The organism is Streptomyces sp. CNH287 (assembly GCF_000424825.1).
The window spans coordinates 116133-138402 of the sequence record NZ_AUKQ01000014.1 but is presented as its reverse complement, the minus strand read 5'-3'; the positions used below and the strand labels follow the sequence as shown (position 1 = coordinate 138402).

Here is a 22270-nt window from a genome sequence, read left to right as displayed (position 1 = left end):
CGTGGCGCGGGAAGGAGCGGGAACGTGATCGGTTGGGCCAGGGCGCAGCGGCGCGGGTGGTGGGCGCGCAGCCACCAGAAGCAGGTCGAGACGACGATCCGGTGGTCGATCGCCGCCATAGCGCCCTTCCTCTTCCTGCCGGCCACGCCGCAGCTCTTCGTGCACTACGACGCCGAGCCGCTGTCCCGGACCCTGGCCCTGTCGCTGTTCGTGCTGGGGCTGGGCGCGTGTCTGACGGGTACCGGTGTGGTGTGGCGCTCTGTCGACGCCTATCTGGGCACGGGCCCGTTCCCCCGGCTGGGCTTCGCCTCGCTGGGCACCCTGCTGGCGGTGCAGCTCGCCCTCACCGTGACACTCGCCGCCGTGGACGACACGTCCGGCGGCAACGTCGCCATGCTGCTGTTCGCCGCGTCCACCCCCTTCCTCTCCGCCTGCGCACTGCTGATGCGCGTCCGGATGACGCTGCTCACCGGAGCGGGCATCACCGCTCTCGCGGTCGCCGGGCTCGCCGCCACCGGTACGTCGGGCCGGGAACTGCTGGGCACGGCCCTGGCCCTCCTGCTGGGCGGCCCGTTCGTGCTCTTCGGCGCACGCTGCTCGGCCTGGTACCTCAACGTGCTGCGCGAGCTGGAGGGAGCCCGCGACACCGAGGCACGCCTGGCGGTGGCCGAGGAGCGGCTGCGCTTCAGCCGGGACCTGCACGACGTGATGGGCCGCAACCTCTCGGTCATCGCGCTCAAGAGCGAGCTGGCCGTCCGGCTGGCACAGCGCGGCGACGAGGCGGCGGCGGACCAGATGGTCGAGGTGCAGCGGATCGCCCGCGACTCGCAGCGCGAGATCCGCGAGGTGGTGCGCGGCTACCGGGACGCCGACCTGCGTACGGAACTGGCGGGGGCGCGCGGCATCCTGCGGGCCGCCGGGGTCGAGTGCCAGGTCGCGGAGCGGACGGCCACGGGGCAGCCGGGGCGCCCCGGGCACGCGGTGCTGGCCGAGCCGGTGCGCTCCGCGCTGGGCTGGGTCGTGCGGGAGGGCACGACCAACGTGCTGCGGCACGCCGACGCCACCCGGTGCGCGGTGACGCTGCGGGTCACGGCGGTGGCGGCGGTGCTGACGATGGAGAACGACGGCGCGCCGCCGGACGCGCGGACACCGGACGGCCCGGGGCGGACCGGCTCGGGGCTGGCCGGGCTGCGCGAGCGGCTCGCACCGCTCGGCGGGACGCTGTCGGCGGAGCACACGGGCGCGGGCTCCCACTCCTTCCGGCTCACCGCCGAGATCCCGCTCACCCCGGGCACCGGCCCGGAGCCGGACGGCGCGCACCCGGACGGCGTGCACCCGGCGCGCCAGCCCAGCGGAGCGGCCCGATGAGCGACCGCATCCGCGTCCTGCTCGCCGACGACGAGCACCTCATCCGCGGCGCGCTCGCCGCGCTCCTCGCCCTGGAGGACGACCTGGTCGTCGTCACCGAGGCCGCCTCCGGCCCCGAGGCGCTGGCCATGGCACGGGCCCATCGCCCCGACGTGGCGGTGCTGGACCTCCAGATGCCGGGCGCGGACGGCGTGACCGTCGCGGAGTCGCTGCGGGCGGAGCAGCCCGGCTGCGCCACCATGATCGTCACCGGGCACGGCCGTCCCGGCCATCTCAAGCGGGCGCTCGCCGCCGGGGTGCGGGGCTTCGTACCCAAGACGGTGTCCGCGCAGCGCCTCGCCGAGATCATCCGCACGGTGCACGCGGGCAGCCGGTACATCGATCCGGAGCTGGCGGCCGAGGCGATCAGCTCCGGCGACTCCCCGCTGACCGCCAGGGAGGCGGAGTTGCTGGAGCTGGCGGCGGACGGCGCGCCCATCGCCGAGATCGCCGAGCGGGCCTCGCTGGCGCCGGGGACCGTACGGAACTACCTCTCGGCGGCGGCGGCCAAGCTCGGTGCCGCCAGCCGCCACGCGGCGGTCCGCGCCGCCCGGGAGCGCGGCTGGCTCTAGTGCCCGTCTGGCAGTTCGCGTCGGATCAGGCCCTGAGGCCCGGGCAGCGTGGCTATACTGGGCGCCGCACCGTACGGAGACGTCCGGCGCGCGGACGTAGCTCAGCTGGTAGAGCGCAACCTTGCCAAGGTTGAGGTCGCGAGTTCGAACCTCGTCGTCCGCTCCGCACCCAGAGGGCCCCGGTCATATGCCGGGGCCTTTTGCCGTAGCCCCGTGTCGCCCGGCGCGTCCCACCGCCCGGACGCCGCGGAACCCGCCCGCCACCGAAAGTTAGGCTGCACCCCGTGAAGGTCCTCGTCATCGGCGGCGGCGCCCGCGAACACGCCCTGTGCCGCTCCCTCTCGCTCGACCCCGGCGTCACCGCGCTGCACTGCGCCCCCGGCAACGCCGGGATCGCCGAGGTCGCCGCACTGCACCCGGTCGATCCGCTGGACGGCGCCGCCGTCGCCGCGCTCGCGGCCGGGCTGGACGCCGGCCTCGTCGTGGTCGGCCCGGAGGCCCCGCTGGTGGCCGGGGTCGCGGACGCCGTACGGGCGCGCGGCATCCCCGTGTTCGGGCCGTCCGCCGAGGCCGCGCTGCTGGAGGGCTCCAAGGCGTTCGCCAAGGAGGTGATGGCCGCCGCCGGGGTGCCCACCGCACGTTCGTACGTGTGCACGGACGCGGCGTCGGTGGACGCCGCGCTGGACGCCTTCGAGCCGCCGTACGTCGTCAAGGACGACGGTCTCGCCGCGGGCAAGGGCGTCGTAGTCACCCGCGATCTGGCCGCCGCCCGCGCGCACGCGCTCAGCTGCGACCGGGTGGTCATCGAGGAGTTTTTGGACGGCCCCGAGGTCTCGCTCTTCGCGGTCACCGACGGCGAGTACGTCGTGCCGCTCCAGCCCGCCCAGGACTTCAAACGCGCCTACGACGGCGACGAGGGCCCCAACACCGGCGGCATGGGCGCGTACTCACCGCTCCCCTGGGCCGATCCGAAGCTGGTCGGCGAGGTCGAGCGGACGGTGCTCCAGCCGACGGTCGACGAGCTGCGGCGGCGCGGCACGCCCTTCTCCGGACTGCTCTACGCCGGGCTGGCGATCACCTCGCGCGGCGTCCGCGTCATCGAGTTCAACGCCCGCTTCGGCGACCCGGAGACGCAGGCGGTGCTGGCCCGGCTGAAGACCCCGCTGGGCGGCCTGCTGCACGCCGCCGCGACGGGCTCGCTGGCCGAGCTGCCGCCGCTGCGCTGGAGCGACGGCGCGGCGGTGACCGTGGTCGTCGCCGCGCACGACTACCCCGCCGCCCCGCGTACGGGCGACCTCGTCGAGGGGCTCGACGAGGTGCTGGCGAAGGACGCGCCCCGGGCGTACGTGCTGCACGCGGGCACCCGGCTGGACGAGGACGGGCGCACGGTCAGCGCGGGCGGCCGGGTGCTGTCGGTGACGGCGACCGGCGGCGACCTGGCCAAGGCCCGCACCCGCGCGTACGCGGCGGTGGACCGCATCCGGCTGGCCGGCTCCCACCACCGCGGCGACATCGCGGCGCGGGCGGCGGCGGACGAACGGGCCGCGGCGGGCACCGCGGACTGACCGGCACGCCCGGCTGACCGGCGGAACGCCGCCCTCGCATCCGAGCGCCCTCGCGCGCAGCATCTCTCCCCAAAGCCATTCCATCGAGTGAGCGCCCCGCCGTCCCACTGACGTCGGCACGCGGCCCCAACTAGGGTGCCGGGCAACCGCATCGAGCGTTTCGGGGTCCGGTCAACCGACTGGCCCCTCACACGTTGCAATGTCGGTGCGCGATGCAACAGTGGGGGAGTACCTCGCGGTATCGAGGTCGGATCTCGGTCGTTTCCGGGGGTGAGCAGTTCGTGCGGAACCAGCAGGCAGGCGCACTCTCGGCGCGCGGGCACGCCCTCGCCGTGCTCCGCATCCGCAACACGGCCCTCGGCGTCGCGCTGCTGCCGACCGCCGTGGCCGTCGTCCTGCACGCCGCCGACGCCATGGGGCGGACGGGTGGCGCGTGGACGGTTGTGCGGTGGGCCGTCACGGGCCTCGCACTGGTGGTGCTCGCGGTGACCGCGGGGGTGGCGGCGGCGATCGCCCGCGCCCGGCCCGCCGTGACGCCGACGGTCGCGGTGGCGGAGTCCTCGGCACCCGACCTCTACGGGCTGGTGCGGGATCTCGCGCGGCGGCTGGACGTGCCCGTGCCGTCCGCGATAGCCCTCACCCCCGACTGCGACAGCTGGCTGGAGGACCGCACCCACCGCGCGCTGCGGCGCGCCCCCGCGGGCGCCCGGCGGCGGGCGGGTGCCGCCGGAAGCGGCGAGCGGGAGGCGCCCGTCCTGGTGATCGGTTCCCCGTTCCTGTGGTGGATGCGGGTGCCGGAGCTGCGCGCGCTGCTGGCCCCCGTCGTCGCCGGGACGGGCCCCTCGGCCCATCCGGACATAGCCGCGGCGCGCCAGTGCGTGCGCGGCCTCGACGCGGCCGTGGCGGTCGCGGACCGGGCCCGCCGTCCGGAGCCGGGCGGCGCGGCCCCGCTGCGGCGTACGGCGCTGCGCTTCGTCGGCTGGATCGCGCGCCTCATGCTGCGCTCCTGCGGACCGCACACCGCCGAGATGGAGCGCGGGGTCGCGGCGGCGGCGGCGGACCGCGCCCAGGGCGTCGACCGCGGCCTGCGCACGCTCGCACAGGAGCAGGTCGGCCTCGCCTACGCGGGCTGGGACCGGCTGCTGACGCGCGTCGCGCTGCCCGCCTGGCGCACCGGGCGCTGGCCCGGCCGGCTGAACGCGGGCGTGGTCGCGGCGCTGACCGAGCTGTCCCGCCGGGACCGGCTGGCCAACGGCTTCGCCTCCCGGCTCGGCGAGCGCCCCGCCTGCGACCTGCTGGAGGAGCCGGGCGCGGTCGACGCGGAGATCTCGCTGCTGGCGGCGCGGCTCTTCCATGGGGAGCCGACGGGGCCGGACGCGGACTGGGCGCCGGTGGACTGGGCGGCCTATCCGGAGGAGGTCGTCGACCGGATCTGGCGCGCGGAGGCGTCCCGCCTGTTCGAGGCCCTGGACGCGACGGACACCGCGGACGGAGCGGGCGCGGCGGGCACAGCGGGCACCGCAGGCGGTGACGGGCGCGCGCTCACCGGCGCCGCCCCGCTCGCCGCGCCCGCCGTACCGGAGCGCCCGCAGGCCGCCGCCCGCGCCGGAGGCGCCCCGGGCCGCCCCGGTACGGCGCTGCGCACCCCCGGGCGGGCACCGGCGGGCGGCGGCGCGCGGCCCGGGCACCCGCCCGGCGACGCCACCGAGGCAGCGGTCCCGGACGCGGGTCCGCCGGGCCGCCCCGAGTGCGGGGAGCCGTCGTACGGGGCGACGCTGGCGCGGATCGTCACCCGGCTGACGCGCGGCGGCGGCGACGCCGTAGCCGCTCGGATCGGCGCCGCCGTGGCGCGCGAGGAGCTGGCGCGCGCCGCCGACGCCCCGGCCGCCGGTGCGGGCGGCGCGGTCGAGGGGGCGCCGTCGCCCATGGGCCTGCCGCTGCGTCCGCCGCGTACGGGCCGGGAGCTGCTGGCGGACCACGTGGCCGCCGCCGTCTGCTGCGCCGCGGTCGACACCACGGACGCGGTGCCGGGGCTCGACTGGCTGGACGGGCCGGTGCTGCTCGTCCGCGGTGAGCGGCCGGCCGATCTGACCGGCCCGGTGCTGGCGCTCGTCGAGGACGGCGAGCCGCAGCCGCTGCGCCAGTGGCTGGCGGCGCTCGGCGTGCGCGCCGACAAGCCGGTGCGCCTCGTCTGACGGCCGCCCCCACGGCACCCCCGCACGCCCGTCCCGCGCCCCGTCCGTAGCCGCCCCGGGCCGCCGCAGGATGCGGAGACGTCCCCGTAAGAGGTAACTACTTCAACCATTTCATGACGAACAGGGCGGCCAGCTCGCTTTATGTGATGTGCTGGGTGCAGTGAGTACGGGGGACGTGTGCGAGGGGAGTCGGACATGGGGACGGATCACACCGCGGACCACATCGGGCGCTGGGAGTCGGGTGCGCTGGCGCACGCCGTCTCCGACCCGTTCGGCCAGGGGCCGCTGCCCTGGCTGCGCGGCAGCGAGCACTACTTCGACAACGGCCGGATGATCCCCTGGTACGTGGACATGTCCCCCGGCGGCACCGGCGCAGCCGTCGACGGCGCCAGCGCCCCCCGCGCCCGCCCCCTCGGCGGCACCGACGGCGCGCACGCCCGCGGCCCGCGTACCGCCGACGACGTCGCGTGCCAGATCAAGGGCTTCGCCTCCGGCGACGGCGGCGTGGCCCCCGGCGAGTCGATCGACTTCCGGGTCACGGTCAATCCGCCGCAGCCCTTCAGCATCGACATCTACCGGATCGGCCACTACGGCGGCGAGGGCGCCACCAAGATCAGCACCAGCCCCCGGCTTTCCGGCATCGTGCAGCCCGAGCCGCTCACCGCCGACCGTACGGTCTCCTGCCACAACTGGTGGCTCTCCTGGCGCCTCCAAGTCCCGGACTACTGGTCGACGGGCGCGCACGTCGCCGTGCTCACCACGGCGGACGGCCACCGTTCGCACATCCCCTTCACCATCCGCGACCGCGAGCACGCGGACCTGCTCCTGGTGATGCCCGACGTCACCTGGCAGGCGTACAACCTCTTCCCCGAAGACGGCCGCACGGGCGCGAGCCTCTACCACGCGTGGGACGGCGCGGGGCGGCTGCTGGGCGAGGAGCAGGCGGCGGTCACGGTCTCCTTCGACCGCCCGTACGCGGGGGCCGGGCTGCCCCTGCACGTCGGGCACGCCTACGACTTCATCCGCTGGGCCGAGCGCTACGGCTACGACCTCGCGTACGCCGACGCCCGCGACCTGCACGCGGGCCGGATCGATCCGAGCCACTACCGGGGGCTGATCTTCCCCGGCCACGACGAGTACTGGTCGGTGCCGATGCGCCGGGCCGCCGAGCAGGCCCGGGACGGCGGTACGGCGCTGGTCTTCCTCTCCGCCAACTCCATGTACTGGCAGGTCGAGTTGCAGGCACTGCCCAGCGGGGCACCGGACCGGCTGCTGAGCTGCCGCAAGCACCAGCGGCCCGGCCGCTCCGCCCTCTGGCGGGACCAGGCGGACCCGGAGCAGCGGCTGCTGGGCATCCAGTACGCGGGCCAGGTGCCCGAGCCGCACCCGCTGGTCGTACGGAACGCCGAGCACTGGCTGTGGGAGGCGACCGGGGCGGCCGAGGGCGACGAACTGCCGGGCCTGGTCGCGGGCGAGGCGGACCGCTACTACCCGAGGGTCGCGCTGCCCGAGCACACCGGCCGCATCCTGCTCGCGCACTCCCCCTACCACGACCGCACGGGCACCCGCCGCCACCAGGAGACCTCGCTCTACCGGGCGCCCAGCGGCGCGCTCGTCTTCGCCTCCGGCACCTTCGCGTGGTCCCCGGCGCTGGACCGCCCCGGCCACACGGACGCCCGCGTGCAGCGGGCCACGGCCAACCTGCTCGACCGGATCTGCAAACGGGACTGACGAGCCCGCCCCCGGGCACCCCGGGCACCCCCTGGCAAGCCGACCCCTGCCGCGTGCAGGAGAATGGCCAGTCCGCCGTGCCGATGGGAGAGAGCCCGTGTCCGGATTCGTCGAGAAGCCCGAGCCCGTACAGGTGCCCGGGCTCGTGCATCTGCACACCGGCAAGGTGCGCGACCTCTACCAGAACGAGGCGGGCGAGCTGGTCATGGTCGCCAGCGACCGGATGTCGGCGTACGACTGGGTGCTGCCGTCGGAGATCCCCGACAAAGGCCGGATTCTGACCCAGCTGTCACTGTGGTGGTTCGAGCAGCTGGCGGACCTGGTGCCGCACCACGTGCTCTCCACCGAGGTCCCCGAGGGCGCTCCCGCCGACTGGGCCGGGCGTACGACGGTGTGCCGTTCGCTGCGGATGCTGCCCGTCGAGTGCGTGGCGCGCGGCTACCTGACCGGTTCGGGGCTGGCGGAGTACGAGGTGTCGCGCACGGTGTGCGGGCTGGCGCTCCCGGAGGGCCTGGCCGACGGCTCGGAGCTGCCCGCGCCGATCTTCACCCCCGCGACCAAGGCGGAGATCGGGGAGCACGACGAGAACGTCAGCTACGAGGAGGTCGCCCGGCGTACGGGTGTGGAGAGGGCCGCGCAGCTGCGCCAGACGACGCTGGCCGTCTACAGCCGCGCGCGCGGCATCGCCCGTGAGCGCGGCATCATCCTGGCGGACACGAAGTTCGAGTTCGGCCTCGCCGGGGACGCTGGGGTCGCCGGGGAAGAGGGCACGCTGGTGCTGGGCGACGAGGTGCTGACACCGGACTCCTCCCGGTTCTGGCCCGCCGACCAGTGGGAACCGGGCCGTGCGCAGCCGTCCTTCGACAAGCAGTACGTCCGCGACTGGCTCGACGGCCCCGACTCGGGCTGGGACCGGCACGGCACGGAGCCGCCGCCCGCGCTGCCCGGCGCGGTGGTGGAGCGGACCCGCGCCAAGTACGCGGAGGCGTTCCGACTGCTGACCGGTACCTCTTTCGAGTGAGCCGCACCCAACGGGCGGCGCGCGGCACCACGCGGCACCGAGTGTCGGGGACGGCACGGGCAGTCCGAGACGGGTGAGGAGCCCCCTCACCCGCCAAAGACCGCGCCGACACCGAAAGCGAGGAGACCCAGCGAGCGAGGCACGAGAGAGCGCCGCGTCGACGAGCGTCGGGGTCGGGTACGAGCGGTCGGAGGCGGGTGAGGAGTCACAGCGCGGGCGCTGCCCGCGGGCAGGCAGGTCCAGTCGGCCGCGATGCCGCGGTCCGGGGTTTGGGAGTTACGGGTGAGTCAGCCGGAGATGCGGCCCGAGGGCGCGTCGCGGGACCGGGACGGAAGTGCCGCGCAGGGCGAGGGCGTCCGGACGGAGCAGGCGGAGCGGACGGGCCGGAAGGGCCCGGCGGGCCGGACCGCGCGGAGCGGGGGCGCGCGCGGTGACCTGCTGGGCCGGACCTTCCCGCTGGGCGACTGGGAGGAACCGGCCCAGCGGCTCGACGAGTTGTACGAGTGGGTGGAGCAGGGCGCGTTGCGGACGGTCGACTGGTATCTGGCCGACCGCCGCGGCAAGCGCCGGGCCGCCCGCGCGTTGCGCGGGGGCACGGTGGCGGCGGTGACGGCCGGTGCCGCGCTGCCGCTGCTGGAGCTGACCGGCTCGTTCGACCAGGCGCTCGGGCCGTGGGGTTTCGTCTCGCTGCTGGGCGCGGCCGTGTGCGTGGGCTGCGACCGCTACTTCGGGCTGACGTCCGGCTGGATGCGGGATGTCGCCACGGCGCAGGCGGTGCAGCGCAGGCTGGAGGAGCTTCAGTACGACTGGGCCGCGGAGAGCGTCCGCGAGGCGCTGGGCCCGACGGAGGGCACCGCGAGCGAGGCGGCGGAGCGCTGCCTCAACGTGCTGCGGCGCTTCACCCAGGACGTCACGGAGATCGTGCGGGCGGAGACGGCGGACTGGATCGTGGAGTTCCGTACGTCGCCCGCGCCGCTGCGGGCCCAGTCGGGGCGGGCGGGCGGCGCCCGTACGGACGAGGTGCCGGTGCCCCGCTTCCCGCTGCTGCCGGGCGCCCGGCCGAACATGCCGCGGCAGCGGCCTCCGGAGAGTTCCCGCTGAGTGTCTGCCGGGTGGCCCGGGGCCGGTCCGCGCGGTACGGCGCGGACCGGCCCGGCTGGTGCTGTGGCCGCCGGTCAGCTGAAGATGATCATGGAGCCCTGCGCGAGGCTGCGGGTTGCCGCCGCGTGCAGGCCCAGCCAGACGTGCCGCTCCCGCGCGTACGGGCTGTCGCCGTAGGCGATGCTCGCCGCGGGCTCGTCCAGTTCCGTGGGGCGGGCGGGCGGCTCGGGCGGCGGGGGCGGGTTGGCGGGATCGATGCCGAGGTAGGGGGCGATGGATTCCAGTTCGCGCAGCAGGCCGTGACCGGAGCCCAGCGGGCCACCGCCCTCCAGCAGTTCGTCGTTGGAGAGGGGTGCGGCGAAGTCGACGGGGACGTACGCCCCCGCGTGGTCGTAGTGCCAGACCAGGTGGGACTGCTGGGCTGTGGGTTCGAACATCTCCAGCAGCTGTTCGTAGTCCCCGCCCAGCGCGTCGACCGGGGTGACCTCCAGGCCGCACATGTGCAGCAGGTGCGCGCGGCGCAGCAGGTGCAGCGCGTCGTAGTCGAAGCCCGCGACCGGGGCGACGTCGCCGGAGAGCCCGGCGACGTAGCCGTACACGGGCACCGGAGGGAGCCCGGCGTCCGCGAGGGCTCGGTCGTACGTCGCGATCTCGTCGGCGAAGGGATTGTCGGGGCTGTGGCACAGCACGTCCACCAGGGGGACCAGCCACAGGTCACAGGCCAAGGGGTGCTCCAATACACGGCGACGTTCGTCGGAAAGGGCTCGGAACAGCCTAATGCCGGGTCCGCGACAGTTGCAGCCTGCATGGGTTCACACACGGAAAGAAAGTGCCGTGGCCAGGAGCCCCTGGGAAGCGGCCGGGCAGTCGGCAGGCAGCCGCGGGGAGGTCGCCGGGAAGCCTCAGAGCCCGCTGAGCTTCTGCACCAGAGCGAGCGAGTGCGCGTTGTACGCCGCCACGAGCCGCTCCGCCGCCACCGCGTCCCGGCGCTCCACGGCAGCCACCAACTCCCGGTGCCCGGCCCATAGTTGACCCGCCAGCTCGTCCTGGCGGCGCAGGAAGGGCACCGCGTAGGCCCAGCACTGGACGCGGACGCGGTCCAGGAAGTCCGACACGTAGGGGTTGGCGATGATCGCGCTCAACTCCCGCCAGTAGCGCAGGTCGTAGCCGATGAGCACGTCCAGGTCACCGGCGAGCGCGGCCCGTTCGGCCGCCTCCGCGCGGCGGCGTACGGAGGCGATCAACGCCGGGTCGGGCGCCCGCGTGCTCTCGCCTGCGGCGTCGGCCGCGACGCTGCGGAAGACGCCGTCGAAGACGAGGGTGCGCGCCTCGATCATCGCCCGGAAGTCGTCGAGCGTGAACTCGTGCACCCGGAAGCCACGGTGCTGCTCGACCTCCAGCAGCCCCTGCGCCGCCAGGTCGACGAGCGCCTCCCGGACGGGTGTGGCCGAGACGCCGAACTGCTCGGCGATCTCCTTGACCGTGAAGTCGCGGCCGGTCGGCAGCCGTCCGGCGAGGATCTCGTCGCGCAGCGCGACGGCGATCTGCGCGCGCAGGGTGCTGCGCCGGATCACAGCACGCGCCCGGCTCTGGACGGCCCCGCACCCGCATCACCCGCGCCGCCCGCATCACCCACAGCACCCGCGCCGCCCGCCGCCCGGGGCACGCCCTCGGTGGTGTGCGCGTCGGCCGCGTACAGCGCCGCGTCCAGGAGCGCCAGGCCCTCCCGCGCCTCCGGCTCCGTGACGGTGCACGGCGGCACGACGTGCGTGCGGTTCATGTTCACGAACGGCCACAGCCCGCCGCGTCTGCAGGCGGCGGTGAAGTCCGCCATCGGCCGGCTGGCCTCGCCGGAGGCGTGGTAGGGCACCAGCGGCTCGCGGGTAGCGCGGTCCCGTACGAGGTCCAGCGCCCAGAACACCCCGGTGCCGCGCACCTCGCCCACCGAGGGGTGCCGCTCGGCCAGTTCGCGCAGGCCGGGCCCGAGCACCCGCTCGCCGATCCGGGCAGCGTTCGCCACGATGCCCTCCTCCGCCATCGTCTCCAGGGTCGCGACGGCCGAGGCGCAGGCGAGCGGGTGCCCCGAGTAGGTCAGCCCGCCGGGGTAGGGGCGCGTCCCGAAGGTCGCGGCGATCGCGCCGGAGATCGCGACGCCACCCAGCGGTACGTAGCCGGAGTTGACGCCCTTGGCGAAGACCAGCAGGTCGGGCGTGACGTCGAAGAGGTCGGCGGCGAACCAGCTGCCCGCGCGGCCGAAGCCCGCCATCACCTCGTCCAGGATGAACACGATGCCGTACCGGTCGCAGATCTCGCGGACGCCCGCCAGGTAGCCGGGCGGCGGCACCAGCACGCCGGCGGTGCCCACGATCGTCTCCAGGACGACCGCCGCCACCGTCTCGGGTCCCTCGTGGGCGATCGTCTCCTCGAGGTGGGCCAGCGCGCGTTCGCACTCCTCGGCCTCGGTGGTGGCGTGGAAGTGCGTGCGGTAGAGGTGCGGGCCGAAGAAGTGGACGACTCCGGCGGAGGCGGTGTCCGAGGGCCAGCGGCGCGGATCGCCGGTGAGGTTGATCGCGGCGGCGGTGGCTCCGTGGTACGAGCGGTAGGCGGAGAGGAGCTTGGGGCGGCCGGTGTGCAGGCGCGCCATCCGCACCGCGTGTTCGACGGCCTCGGTGCCGCCGTTGGTGAAGAAGATCTTGTCGAGGTCGCCGGGGGTGCGTGCGGCGATCAGCCGCGCCGCCTCGGACCGTACGTCCAGCGCGAAGCCGGGTGCCATGGTGCACATCCGGGCCGCCTGGTGCTGGATCGCGGCAACGACGCTGGGGTGCTGGTGGCCGATGTTGGTGTTGACCAGCTGGGAGGAGAAGTCCAGGTAGCGGTTGCCGTCGTAGTCCCAGAAGTACGAGCCCTCGCCGCCCGCTACGGGCAGCGGGTCGATGAGCGACTGTGCGGACCAGGAGTGGAAGACGTGCGCGCGGTCAGCGGCCCGCACCGCGTCCTTCGACGCCCCCTGGAGGGCTTCCCGCACCGCGCGCGGCACGGGCGGCACGGGCGCGGCCGACCCGGCGCCGGGGTCGGTACGGCTGGTGTCCTTGCTGGTCATGCCGGTTCACCTCTTCGGTCGGCCCCGATCGCCGCCGTGGGGTGGTAGGCGTCGGAACCACCAGCGTAGGCCCTTGTCCGATGGCCGCCGGAGATCGTCGGAGCCCACCATTGACAACATACTGTCGTAATGACAGACTACTGTCGTACCAACCGGAACAAGCGCGGGAGCACACCATGACCGTCCACCTGGCCGTCTACGACACCCTCGCCGACTACGAGTACGGGCACGCGGCGGCCCATCTGCCCGGCGGCGTCACCACCGTCGGCGCGAGCCGCGAGCCCGTCACCACCAAGGCGGGTCTCCGCGTCCAGCCCGAACTGACTCTGTCCGAGCTGCGGCCCGAGGACAGCGAGCTGCTCATCCTGCCGGGCGCCGACCTCTGGCACGACGGCACGCTCGCGCCCTTCGCGCGCACCGCCCGCGCCTTCCTGGCCGCCGGCGTGCCGGTGGCCGCGATCTGCGGGGCGACCTTCGGACTGGCGGCCGAAGGGCTCCTGGACGACAGGGACCACACCAGTGCCGCGCCGGAGTACCTTGCGGCCACCGGTTACGCGGGCGGCGCGCGCTACCAGGACGCGGACGCGGTGACCGGCGGCGACCTGATCACCGCCGGTCCGACGGAGCCGGTCGCCTTCGCCCGGGAGATCTTCGCCCGGCTCGACACCTTCGAGCCCGCGGTGCTGGACGCGTGGTTCCGCGTCTTCCAGCACTCGGACGCGGAGGCGTACGCGGTCCTCGCGGCGGCGCAGGGATGAGCGCCGCCGCCGGCCCGCAGCCCGAGCCGCAGCCCGGCCCGCAGCCCGAGCCGCCCGCTCCCCTCGAAGGGGCGGAGCCGGGCCCGGACCCCGCTCCCCTGCTGAGCGGCACCGCGCTGCGGGTGTTCCGGCTCAACGGCCAGTTCCTGTCCGTCGCCGAGCGGCTCGCCCGCCCCTCCGGGTTGACCGCCGCCTGGTGGCAGGTGCTGGGCGCCGTCCTGCACGAGCCGCTCCCGGTCGCCGGGATCGCCCGCACCATGGGCATCACCCGGCAGAGCGTGCAGCGCATCGCGGACCTGCTGGTGGAGCGCGGGCTGGCGGCGTACGCACCGAATCCGGCGCACCGCCGCGCCAAGCTGCTGACCCCGACCGAGGAGGGCCGGGCGGCCGTCGCCCGCATCACCCCCGGACACGGGGTGTTCGCCGCACGGTTGGCCGAAGCCCTGGGCGGGGAGACCGAGTTCGAAGCCGTACTGGGCGCGCTGGACAGGCTTGCGGAGGCGCTGGAGGCGGTCGACCCAGCGGATACGCTGACCCAGCCGGGCGCACCCGGGTAACGGATCAGCGACGGACCGCACCTCCTCCGCACGCGTGCGCGTAATCTCCGTGTCGGGGAAGGGACCACGCAGCATGGAGAAGCTCGAGCCGCAGGACCCGCGGACCATCGGCGGTTACCGGCTGATCGGCAGACTCGGCGAGGGCGGCATGGGCCGCGTCTACCTCGCCCGCAGCGACCGGGGCCGTACGGTCGCGGTCAAGCTGGTGCGGGACGAACTGGTCGAACAGGAGGAGTTCCGCGCCCGGTTCCGCCAGGAGGTACGGGCCGCGCGGCGCGTCGGCGGCACCTGGACGGCGCCCGTGCTTGACGCGGACACCGAGGCGGCGACCCCGTGGGTGGCCACCGGGTACATCGCGGGGCCGTCCCTCCAGCAGGTCGTCGCGGGCAACGGCAGACCGCTGCCGGAGCGGTCCGTCCGGCTGCTGGCCGCCGGGCTGGCCCGCGCGCTCCAGGCCGTGCACGCCGCCGGGGTCATCCACCGGGACCTGAAGCCGTCGAACGTGCTGCTCACCATCGACGGGCCGCGCGTCATCGACTTCGGCATCGCCCGCGCCCTGGAGGCGACCGTCGCGGGGGACGGGCTGACGCACACCGGCTCCATCGTCGGCACGCCCGGCTTCCTCGCGCCGGAGCAGGTGCGCGGCGAGCGCCTCACCCCGGCCAGCGACATCTTCTGCCTCGGCTCGGTGCTGGCGTTCGCGGCGACGGCGCGGTTGCCGTTCGGGGGCGCCAACAGCGGCGTGCACGCGGTCCTCTACCGCATCGCGCAGGAGGAGCCCGATCTCACCGAGTTGCCGGAGGGGCTCCGCGAACTGGTCGGCGGCTGCCTGGAGAAGGACCCGGAGGCGCGGCCCACGCTGGAGGACATCCTCGCGCGCACCGCCGACCAGGCGCCCGCCGACGGCAGCCCCACCCTGGGCGAGGCGCTCGGGCGTACCGGCGACCCGTACGGCTCGGACGAGCCGTGGCTGCCCGGTCCGCTCATCGCCCAGCTCGGGCGGCACGCGACGGAGCTGCTGGAGACCGAGCACCCCAGCGGGGACACGGACGGCGGCGGGGCGCCGCTGGCGCTGCCGCCGGGGCCGTCCGCGGCGGGTGCGGCAGCGGGTGCCGGTGCGGCGGGGATGGTCCCGCCGCCGCCCGGGGTGCCGCCCGCCTGGCCGTCCACCACGCACGGGCCGTCCACCCCTGCCACGCTGCACCACCTGCCCACGGAGGTGAGCGGCGGCAACCCGCCGGCGCAGCAGCCCCCCGCGCAGCAGACACCGCCGCCGACACCGCCCCCGGCCCAGGCGCAGCCCCAGCCCCTGCCGCAACCGCAGCCCCAGCAGCAGCACGCCCCGCTCGCGCTGCCGCCCGCCGCCTCGACCCCGCCCCCCGCACCCCAGGACCCGCACTCGCTGCCCGGCGTCGCCGGCCACGGCCAGCCGTCCGGCCCGCCGACCGCCGTTCCCGGCTACGTCCCGATCGCGTACTACCCGCAGCCCGAGCCCGCACCGCAGCGCAGCGGCACCCCCGCGCTGATCGCGGCGCTGGTCGCGCTGCTGATCGTGGTGAGCGGCGTGACGGCGTACGCGGTGCTCGACGACGACGGGAAGGAGGGCGACCAGGCCGCCACGCCCAGCGCCTCCCCCAGCCCGAGCGGCGACCCCGACGAGACCGATGTGGACAGCGGCCCCGACGACCCCTCCGAGTCCCCCGTCGAGGACGATCCGAGCACCGACCCGGACGAGGAGCGCGGCGAGGACGGCGACACGGACGACGACGGCGACAACGACAAGATCCCGTCGGGCTATCTCGGCTCCTGGAAGCGCTCGTTCGGCACCGGCGGCGTCAACAAGTTCCGGGTGGTGATCAACCAGGGAGACCTGGGCGACACGGTCATCGCGATCTCCGGTGAAGGCCCCAACTTCAAGTGCCGGTTCGAGGCGGACCTGACGTCCTACGGGCCGCCGGTGGCGCTCAGCGGCTCACGGGTGACCTACAAGTCCTCCGACGAGTCCTGCGCCGACGGCCCGACGACCACGCTGAAGCTGACGAGCGACGGCCAGCTGCGCCGCTCGTTCTCCGACGGGCGGCCCCCGGAGATCTACTCCCCCGCCGATTGAGAGGCACAAGCGGAATCCGGCGGCACGCGCCCGGCGGCGGCCGGAACGGACCGCCGGGTAACCTCCGGCCACCGCGCGGCACTCGGCACACCACACCGCTCCGGCAGCATCTCCGGGGCTCATAACGGAACCGAATCGAGGCCGCGGCCCGTCCACCACACCAGTCGGCCGCACCTCTATCCTCGGTGAGGTTCGACCATACGGGGGAGGGGCTGCACATATGGACAGGCTGGACGCCCGCGATCCACGCTGGATCGGTGGCTACCGCCTGCTCGGCAGGCTGGGCGAGGGCGGCATGGGCCGCGTCTACCTCGCCCGCTCCGAGCGCGGCCGCACCGTGGCCGTCAAGGCCGTCAAGGCCGAGCTGGCCCGGCACCCGGACTTCCGGCGGCGCTTCGCCCAGGAGGTCACCGCCGCCCAGCGGGTGGGCGGTGAGCACACCGCCCCCGTGCTGGACGCGGACACCGAGGCCGCCGAACCCTGGGTGGCCACCGGCTACATCGCCGGACCCTCGCTCGCCGAGGTCGTCGACCGCGACTTCGGGCGGCTGCCCGAGCACTCCGTACGGGCCCTGGCGACCGGTCTGATCAAGGCGCTCACCGCGATCCACGGCGCCGGGCTCATCCACCGCGACCTGAAGCCGTCGAACGTGCTCATCACCATCGACGGGCCGCGCGTCATCGACTTCGGCATCGCCCGCGCCCTGGACGACGCGGTGCAGTCCTCCGGCGGACTCACCCGTACCGGCGCGGTGATCGGCTCCCCCGGCTTCATGTCCCCGGAGCAGGTGCGGGGCCAGCAGGTCACGGGCGCCAGCGACGTGTTCTGCCTGGGCGCCGTGCTGGCCTACGCGGCCACCGGCCGGATGCCGTTCGGCACGGCGGACAGCGGCGTCCACGCGCTGCTGTTCCGCATCGCCGAGGAGGACCCGGACCTGGCCGGCCTCTCCGGCCCGCTGCACGACCTGATCTCCGCCTGCCTCGCCAAGGACGCCGCCCAGCGGCCCACTCTGGAGGCCCTCACCGCCCGCACCCAGGGGGAGATAACCGGCACCTGGCTGCCCGGCGAGGTGCTGGCGCAGCTGGGGCGGCACGCCGTGCAGCTGCTGGACAGCGAGGACCCGGAGGCGCAGTACGCCGCCGGTTCGGGCCCCGGCGCCGGTCCGCCGGGCCTCTCGACACCGCCGCCGCCCGCGAGCGCACCGCACGGCGGGGCGTCCACCACCGGCGTGCCGGGGGCCGGTTACCAGGCGGGGCCGTACGGCTATCCGCAGAACACCTGGCAGCAGGGCATGACCCAGTCCGCCGTCCCGCACAGCGGCTACCAGACCGGCTATCCGCCCGGTTACCAGCCCGGGTCCGCCTACCCCGTCCCGGTGGCACCGCACGCACCGCCCAAGCCGGCCCGGCCGGTGCGCGGCCTGGCCACGCCCACCTGGGCGCTGCTGGCCACCACCCTGGTGTGGATGGTGGTGCACTTCTTCCTCATGGTGAACGTGGACTCCGAGCTGGGCGAGCTGCCCGACTCCCTCCCGGTCGAGTACCACGAGAACTTCTCGTCCATGAAGGACACCACCCAGGTGGTCGAGATCTTCGGGATCTTCATCTGGCTGGCCGTGATCCCGCTGTGGACGCTGTGGTTCCACCGCGTGCGGGCGAACGCCGAGGCGTTCGCGCCGGGGCAGATCCGCTACGCGCCGGGGATGGCGGCGGGCACCTGGTTCATCCCGGTGTGCAACTTCTTCATGCCCAAGCAGATCGCCAACGACATCTGGACGGCGACCAAGCCGCCCCCCGCGCCCGCGTCCTGGTACGGCGGCACCCGCCCGCGCACCCCGCGCGGGCTGCTCAACGCCTGGTGGACGCTGTGGGTGATCTTCTTCTGCATCAACTTCATGGCCACCTGGGAGAGCTGGTACGAGAACGACGACATCGACGGCGCGTCGGGCACCCTGGCGCTCGGCATCTTCGCCGACCTCACCGGTGTCGCGGCGGCGATCCTCGCGATCATCTACGTCGTGCAGCTGACGAAGATGCAGGAGGCGCGGATGCTCGGCCACCACGTCGGCTGACGGCGGTACGCGCCGCGCGCCGGGTGCCGCGACGTCGTACGGCCACCGCGTACGGCCACCGCGCGCGGTTACGGGCGACGCCGCGCCGGCTCCGGCCGCCGGGCGCCCACGACGACCGTGGCGTGCAGGTCCTCGTGCACCGCGAGCCGGGTGGCGAGCCCGCCCCGCCGGAAGATCTCCAGGGCGCGCGGCGCCTGCCGCCCGCTCGTCTCGACCAGCAGGCACCCGCCCGGCGCCAGCCAGTCCGACGCCTGCGCCACCACCCGCCGCAGCACGTCGAGCCCGTCCGCGCCCCCGTCCAGCGCGGCGCGCGGCTCATGCACCCGCGCCTCCGGGGGCAGCAGCGCCAGCTCCTCGGTCGGCACGTACGGCACGTTGGCGGCCAGTACGTCGATCCGGCCGCGCAGCGCGGCGGGCAGCGGCTCGTACAGATCGCCCTGGTACACCCGGCCGCCGAACGGGGCGAGGTTGCGCCGGGCGCACCGCACCGCCGCCGGGTCGACGTCGGCCGCGTGCACCTCGGCCCCGCCCACCGCCCGCGCCAGCGCGGCGCCGACCGCACCGGAGCCGCAGCACAGGTCGACCAGGACGGGGCGCGGCCGGTCCACGGCCTGGTGGGCGAGGTGGACGGCCAGCCGTACGAGGTACTCGGTACGGCGGCGGGGCACGAAGACGCCCGGTTCCACCAGCGTGCGACCGCCGCAGAACTCGGCCCATCCCAGGACGTGTTCCAGCGGCAGGCCGCCGGCCCGCCGGTCCACCATCGCGGCCAGCTCGCCGGGTGTGCGCGCCTCGGCGACGAGCAGCCGCGCCTCGTCCTCGGCGAAGACGCAGCCCGCGGCACGCAGCGTGCGCGTGACGGCCGAGGAAGGCGCCTCAGGGGCGGGCTCATCAGGGGCGGGCGGCGAGGAAGGGGAGGTCGGAGGAAGCGACATGAGAAGCCTTTCGGATACCGAAGGGCACTCCCGTGGCCGGCTACGCCGTCTTCCGACCAAGAGGTGAGAGCACCCGGCCTGCTACCGCGGTAATGGGTCCCACCTCCTCGATCCGGTCACGTCCGGTCCGCTGCACGACGAGCCGCCACCCTACCCGAGGGGCTCCGGGCCTGCCGGTGTGTCCGGCTCGTCCGCGGTGCGCAGCTCGCGGTACCAGAGCCCCCAGCGGTCGAGCTGCTCCATGATGCCCTCCAGGCTCCGGCCTGTGCCGGTCAGCTCGTACTCGACCTTCGGCGGCACCTCGGCGTGGACCGTACGGTGCACCAGGCCGTCCGCCTCCAGCTCGCGCAGCTGCCGGGTCAGCATCCGCTGGGTGATGCCGGGCATCAGCCTGGCCAGCTCGCCGAAGCGGCGGGTGCCGGGCACGAGGTTCTTGAGGATGAGCATCTTCCACTTGCCCCCGAGAACGGTCATCGCCACCTCGACGGCACAGCTCGGGGGCATGGCTGCCACGTCTTCCCGCATACGCACCACGGTATACGGACCGCCGGTACAGGACAGAAAAGACCGTACTTGCCGGCCGGGCCGGCACCTGGTGAGAGTGGGCGGATGCCCGTCGACGCCCTGCCCCCGTGCCCGCCCGACCCCGCCCCGGCCCCCACCGCCCCGGCCGGAGCCGCCCCGCCCGTACGGCGCTGGGCGGTGCTCGCCGTCCTGTGCGCGAGCCTGTTCCTGGTCGGCGTGGACGTGACCGTCCTGCACGTGGCCGTCCCCACGCTCAGCCGGGACCTGCTGCCCACCGGCACCGAGCTGCTGTGGATCGTCGACATCTACCCGCTCACCGTCGCCGCGCTGCTCGTCACCTTCGGGACGCTGGGCGACCGGCTGGGCCGCAGGCGGCTGGTGCTGACCGGGTTCGCCGTGTTCGGCCTGGCGTCCGCCGGAGTCGCGTGGGCGAACGGGCCGGTGCTGCTGATCCTCGCCCGGGGGCTGCTCGGGGTGGGGGCGGCGATGCTGATGGCGTCGACGGTCGCGATCATCCGCGTCGTGTTCACCGACCGGCGTGAGCGGACACTCGCCCTCGGCCTGTGGACGGCCGCGAACAGCGTCGGTGCGGCGGTGGGGCCGCTGCTCGGCGGGCTGCTGCTGGAGCACTGGTGGTGGGGCTCGGTCTTCCTGGTCAACCTCCCGGTCGCCGCGGTGGCCCTCGCCGTCGGGCTCCGCGTCATACCCGAGTCCCGCGACCCCGAGCCACGGCGCTGGGACGCGACGGGCGCGGCCCTGTCGGTGGCCGGTCTGGCCGCCACCGTGTTCGCCTTCAAGCACCTCGCCGAGGGGCTCTCCGTGGACGCCGTCGGGCTGGTCACCGGCCTCGGCGGCCTCCTGCTGCTTGCGCTGTTCGTACGGCGCCAGCGGCGGCTGGCCCACCCGCTGATCGACCTCACCCTCTTCGCCGACCGCCGCTTCTCGGTCGCCACGCTGAGCATCCTCGTCTGCTTCGCCAGCTTCACGGCGCTGCTGTTCTTCGCGACCCAGCTGCTTCAACTCGTGCTGGGCTACTCGCCGTTGCGCACCGGACTGGCCCTGGTGCCGCTGGCGGCGGCCACCGGAACGGGCGCCGTAACGGCCCCCTGGCTGGCCAGGCGCTGGGCCCACCACCGGGTGACCGCAGGGGCGTTGGGCCTCTTCGCGGCGGGCCTGGCCGGCCTGGCGGTCCTGGGCGCGGGCACCGGCAGGCCGGGCCCGGCGGTGCTGGTGGCGCTGCTCATGCTCGCCGGAGCGGGGGCGGGGATGGTGATGACGCTGGGCGCCGACGCGATCATGTCCAACGCGCGGGAGGAGCGGGCGGGCGAGGCGGGCGGCATCCAGGAGACCTCCTTCGAACTCGGCGCCGGGCTGGGCATCGCCCTGCTCGGCACGGTGCTGACCCTCACCTACCGCTCCGCCCTGCCGCCCGCCGCCGCACTGCCCGGACCGGCCGAGGAGGGCTACGCCCAGGTACGGGAGTCCCTCGGCAGCGCCGCCGAACTGGCCGACCGGCTCGGCCCCGGGCCGGGCGGGGCACTGCTGGAGGCGGCCCGGGACGCGTTCACACAGGGCTTCGTGGTGGCGTCCGCGACCGCGGCCCTCGCCCTGGCCGTCACCGCGGCCCTGTGCGCCGTCCTCCTCCGCGAGCGGCGCGGCGACGGCAGCCGCTGACGCCGCAGGGCGGGGCGGGGCCGGGCGGGGCTCCGGCTACGAACCGCCGGGGCCGAGGCCTCAGTCGGAGTCGGAGTCGGAGTCGGGCTCGGGGTCAGCGGGCTCGCGCAGCCAGTCCTCCAGGGCCGAGGCGATGCCCAACTCGACCTCCACCCGCTCCCTTTCGGACCCGGTCAGCTGAATCCCCCGCAACTCCGTGGCGAACTCCGCCTTCTTGTCCGGCTCCCCCAGGGCGACAGCCAGCTCGACGAGCGTCGCCAGGGCCATCGCCCGTTCGGCCGCCGGAGCCTGCTCCCCGTGCCGCCGGCGCCAGGAGTCGACCGCCCGGAACGCGGCCCGGTCGTCGTTCTTGAACTCGCGGAGGATGCGCACGTTGTCGAGCACCCTGGCCAGCCCCTCCAGCGACTTCGACCCGCCGTACTCGAGCCCCTCCGGCTCGTCCCGCTGGATGAAGATGATCGAGTTGCCCGAGGGGTCGACGAGTGTGAAGCGCGTCGCCCCGGGCCGGTAGCGCGTGATGCGCGGCCGGCCCGAGGCCAGCACCTTCCCGAAGGACCGGCGCATCGCCTCGGTGAACGCGGCGTGGTACGGGGCGAGTTCGTCCACCATGACCAGGCAGCCGCCGACGTCCTCCCGGGCCGGGTCCGTGCCCGCGGGCGGCTTGGCGAAGTGCAGCGAGAACCCGCTCCACTCCAACGCGAGGTAGAGGTACGGCTTCGTCATCCTGTACGTGGTCGTGAATCCCAGCGCCTCGTAGAACTCCAGCGTCTCCTCGGGCGACACGCACGACAGCACCGGCACCGTGGTCTCGTTCGCCCGAACCGTCTTCCCGGTCATCACCCAACGCCTCCCCGAATGGCCGACGATCCTTTCACGCCGAACCGGCGCACATCCGCTCGTATTTCATATGGCGAGACGATACTGCTCAATATATGGACCGATGGACTA

The 22270-nt window shown here is 74.7% G+C and carries 18 protein-coding genes and 1 tRNA gene; 13 read left to right on the top strand and 6 right to left on the bottom strand.

The features are described 5' to 3' along the window. The first annotated feature begins 24 nt into the window (after window positions 1–24). From H299_RS34455 to H299_RS0115685, 8 genes are all read left to right on the top strand, one after another. Window positions 25–1368, top strand: coding sequence for a histidine kinase (locus tag H299_RS34455; protein WP_051262516.1), 1344 nt, complete (start codon window positions 25–27; stop codon window positions 1366–1368). Beyond that, entirely contained in the window at window positions 1365–1979 is a 615-nt protein-coding gene (locus H299_RS0115715) for a response regulator transcription factor (protein ID WP_027749176.1), read from the top strand. Before H299_RS34455 ends, H299_RS0115715 begins: the two co-directional genes overlap by 4 nt. A 90-nt stretch (window positions 1980–2069) precedes the next feature. Next, window positions 2070–2142: transfer RNA gene (locus tag H299_RS0115710), tRNA-Gly, on the top strand. A 121-nt stretch (window positions 2143–2263) separates the two neighbouring features. Next, window positions 2264–3544, top strand: a complete 1281-nt coding sequence (gene purD, locus H299_RS0115705; RefSeq protein WP_027749175.1) for a phosphoribosylamine--glycine ligase — start codon at window positions 2264–2266, stop codon at window positions 3542–3544. A 332-nt stretch (window positions 3545–3876) separates the two neighbouring features. Continuing rightward, window positions 3877–5739: a hypothetical protein gene (locus tag H299_RS0115700; protein WP_078512786.1), complete on the top strand. Its 1863-nt coding sequence runs from the start codon at window positions 3877–3879 to the stop codon at window positions 5737–5739. A 195-nt stretch (window positions 5740–5934) separates the two neighbouring features. Further along, a complete protein-coding gene (locus H299_RS0115695; protein WP_027749173.1) occupies window positions 5935–7470 on the top strand; it encodes a N,N-dimethylformamidase beta subunit family domain-containing protein in 1536 nt (511 codons plus the stop codon). Window positions 7471–7567: 97 nt separating this feature from the next. Next, window positions 7568–8491, top strand: a complete 924-nt coding sequence (locus H299_RS0115690) for a phosphoribosylaminoimidazolesuccinocarboxamide synthase (protein WP_027749172.1) — start codon at window positions 7568–7570, stop codon at window positions 8489–8491. Window positions 8492–8773: 282 nt separating this feature from the next. Next, window positions 8774–9592, top strand: a complete 819-nt coding sequence (locus H299_RS0115685) for an SLATT domain-containing protein (RefSeq protein WP_027749171.1) — start codon at window positions 8774–8776, stop codon at window positions 9590–9592. 74 nt (window positions 9593–9666) lie between these two features. Here H299_RS0115685 and H299_RS0115680 read toward each other — a convergent pair whose 3' ends face one another. The 3 genes from H299_RS0115680 to H299_RS34450 all read right to left on the bottom strand — a co-directional run bounded on the left by H299_RS0115680 (window position 9667) and on the right by H299_RS34450 (window position 12692). Next, entirely contained in the window at window positions 9667–10317 is a 651-nt protein-coding gene (locus tag H299_RS0115680; protein ID WP_027749170.1) for a hypothetical protein, read from the bottom strand. A 177-nt stretch (window positions 10318–10494) separates the two neighbouring features. Continuing rightward, window positions 10495–11166, bottom strand: coding sequence for a GntR family transcriptional regulator (locus H299_RS0115675; protein WP_027749169.1), 672 nt, complete (start codon window positions 11164–11166; stop codon window positions 10495–10497). Continuing rightward, window positions 11163–12692, bottom strand: coding sequence for an aspartate aminotransferase family protein (locus H299_RS34450; protein WP_078512773.1), 1530 nt, complete (start codon window positions 12690–12692; stop codon window positions 11163–11165). The genes H299_RS0115675 and H299_RS34450 overlap by 4 nt, the downstream gene beginning before the upstream one ends. A gap of 176 nt (window positions 12693–12868) precedes the next feature. On the opposite strand from H299_RS34450, the gene H299_RS0115665 reads away from it, so the two are divergent. The 4 genes from H299_RS0115665 to H299_RS34445 all read left to right on the top strand — a co-directional run bounded on the left by H299_RS0115665 (window position 12869) and on the right by H299_RS34445 (window position 18188). Further along, the gene (locus H299_RS0115665; RefSeq protein WP_027749168.1) at window positions 12869–13450 is read left to right on the top strand and encodes a DJ-1/PfpI family protein; all 582 of its coding nucleotides are present in this window, start codon (window positions 12869–12871) and stop codon (window positions 13448–13450) included. Continuing rightward, complete coding sequence (locus H299_RS0115660; RefSeq protein ID WP_027749167.1) at window positions 13447–14007, top strand: MarR family transcriptional regulator; 561 nt, start codon at window positions 13447–13449, stop codon at window positions 14005–14007. Before H299_RS0115665 ends, H299_RS0115660 begins: the two co-directional genes overlap by 4 nt. A 73-nt stretch (window positions 14008–14080) precedes the next feature. Continuing rightward, window positions 14081–16117, top strand: coding sequence for a protein kinase domain-containing protein (locus H299_RS0115655; RefSeq protein ID WP_027749166.1), 2037 nt, complete (start codon window positions 14081–14083; stop codon window positions 16115–16117). Between the two features lie 220 nt (window positions 16118–16337). Continuing rightward, entirely contained in the window at window positions 16338–18188 is a 1851-nt protein-coding gene (locus tag H299_RS34445) for a protein kinase domain-containing protein (RefSeq protein ID WP_037759198.1), read from the top strand. Between the two features lie 68 nt (window positions 18189–18256). Here H299_RS34445 and H299_RS0115645 read toward each other — a convergent pair whose 3' ends face one another. Further along, window positions 18257–19123 (bottom strand): putative protein N(5)-glutamine methyltransferase, encoded by an 867-nt coding sequence (locus H299_RS0115645; RefSeq protein ID WP_027749165.1) that lies wholly within the window; start codon window positions 19121–19123, stop codon window positions 18257–18259. A gap of 150 nt (window positions 19124–19273) precedes the next feature. Beyond that, entirely contained in the window at window positions 19274–19648 is a 375-nt protein-coding gene (locus H299_RS0115640; protein WP_027749164.1) for a winged helix-turn-helix transcriptional regulator, read from the bottom strand. Between the two features lie 84 nt (window positions 19649–19732). Between H299_RS0115640 and H299_RS34440 the strand changes: the two genes are divergently transcribed. Beyond that, the gene (locus tag H299_RS34440) at window positions 19733–21322 is read left to right on the top strand and encodes an MFS transporter (RefSeq protein WP_078512772.1); all 1590 of its coding nucleotides are present in this window, start codon (window positions 19733–19735) and stop codon (window positions 21320–21322) included. Window positions 21323–21382: 60 nt separating this feature from the next. Here H299_RS34440 and H299_RS0115630 read toward each other — a convergent pair whose 3' ends face one another. Then, window positions 21383–22159, bottom strand: coding sequence for a glyoxalase (locus H299_RS0115630; RefSeq protein ID WP_027749163.1), 777 nt, complete (start codon window positions 22157–22159; stop codon window positions 21383–21385). Window positions 22160–22270 lie beyond the last annotated feature (111 nt).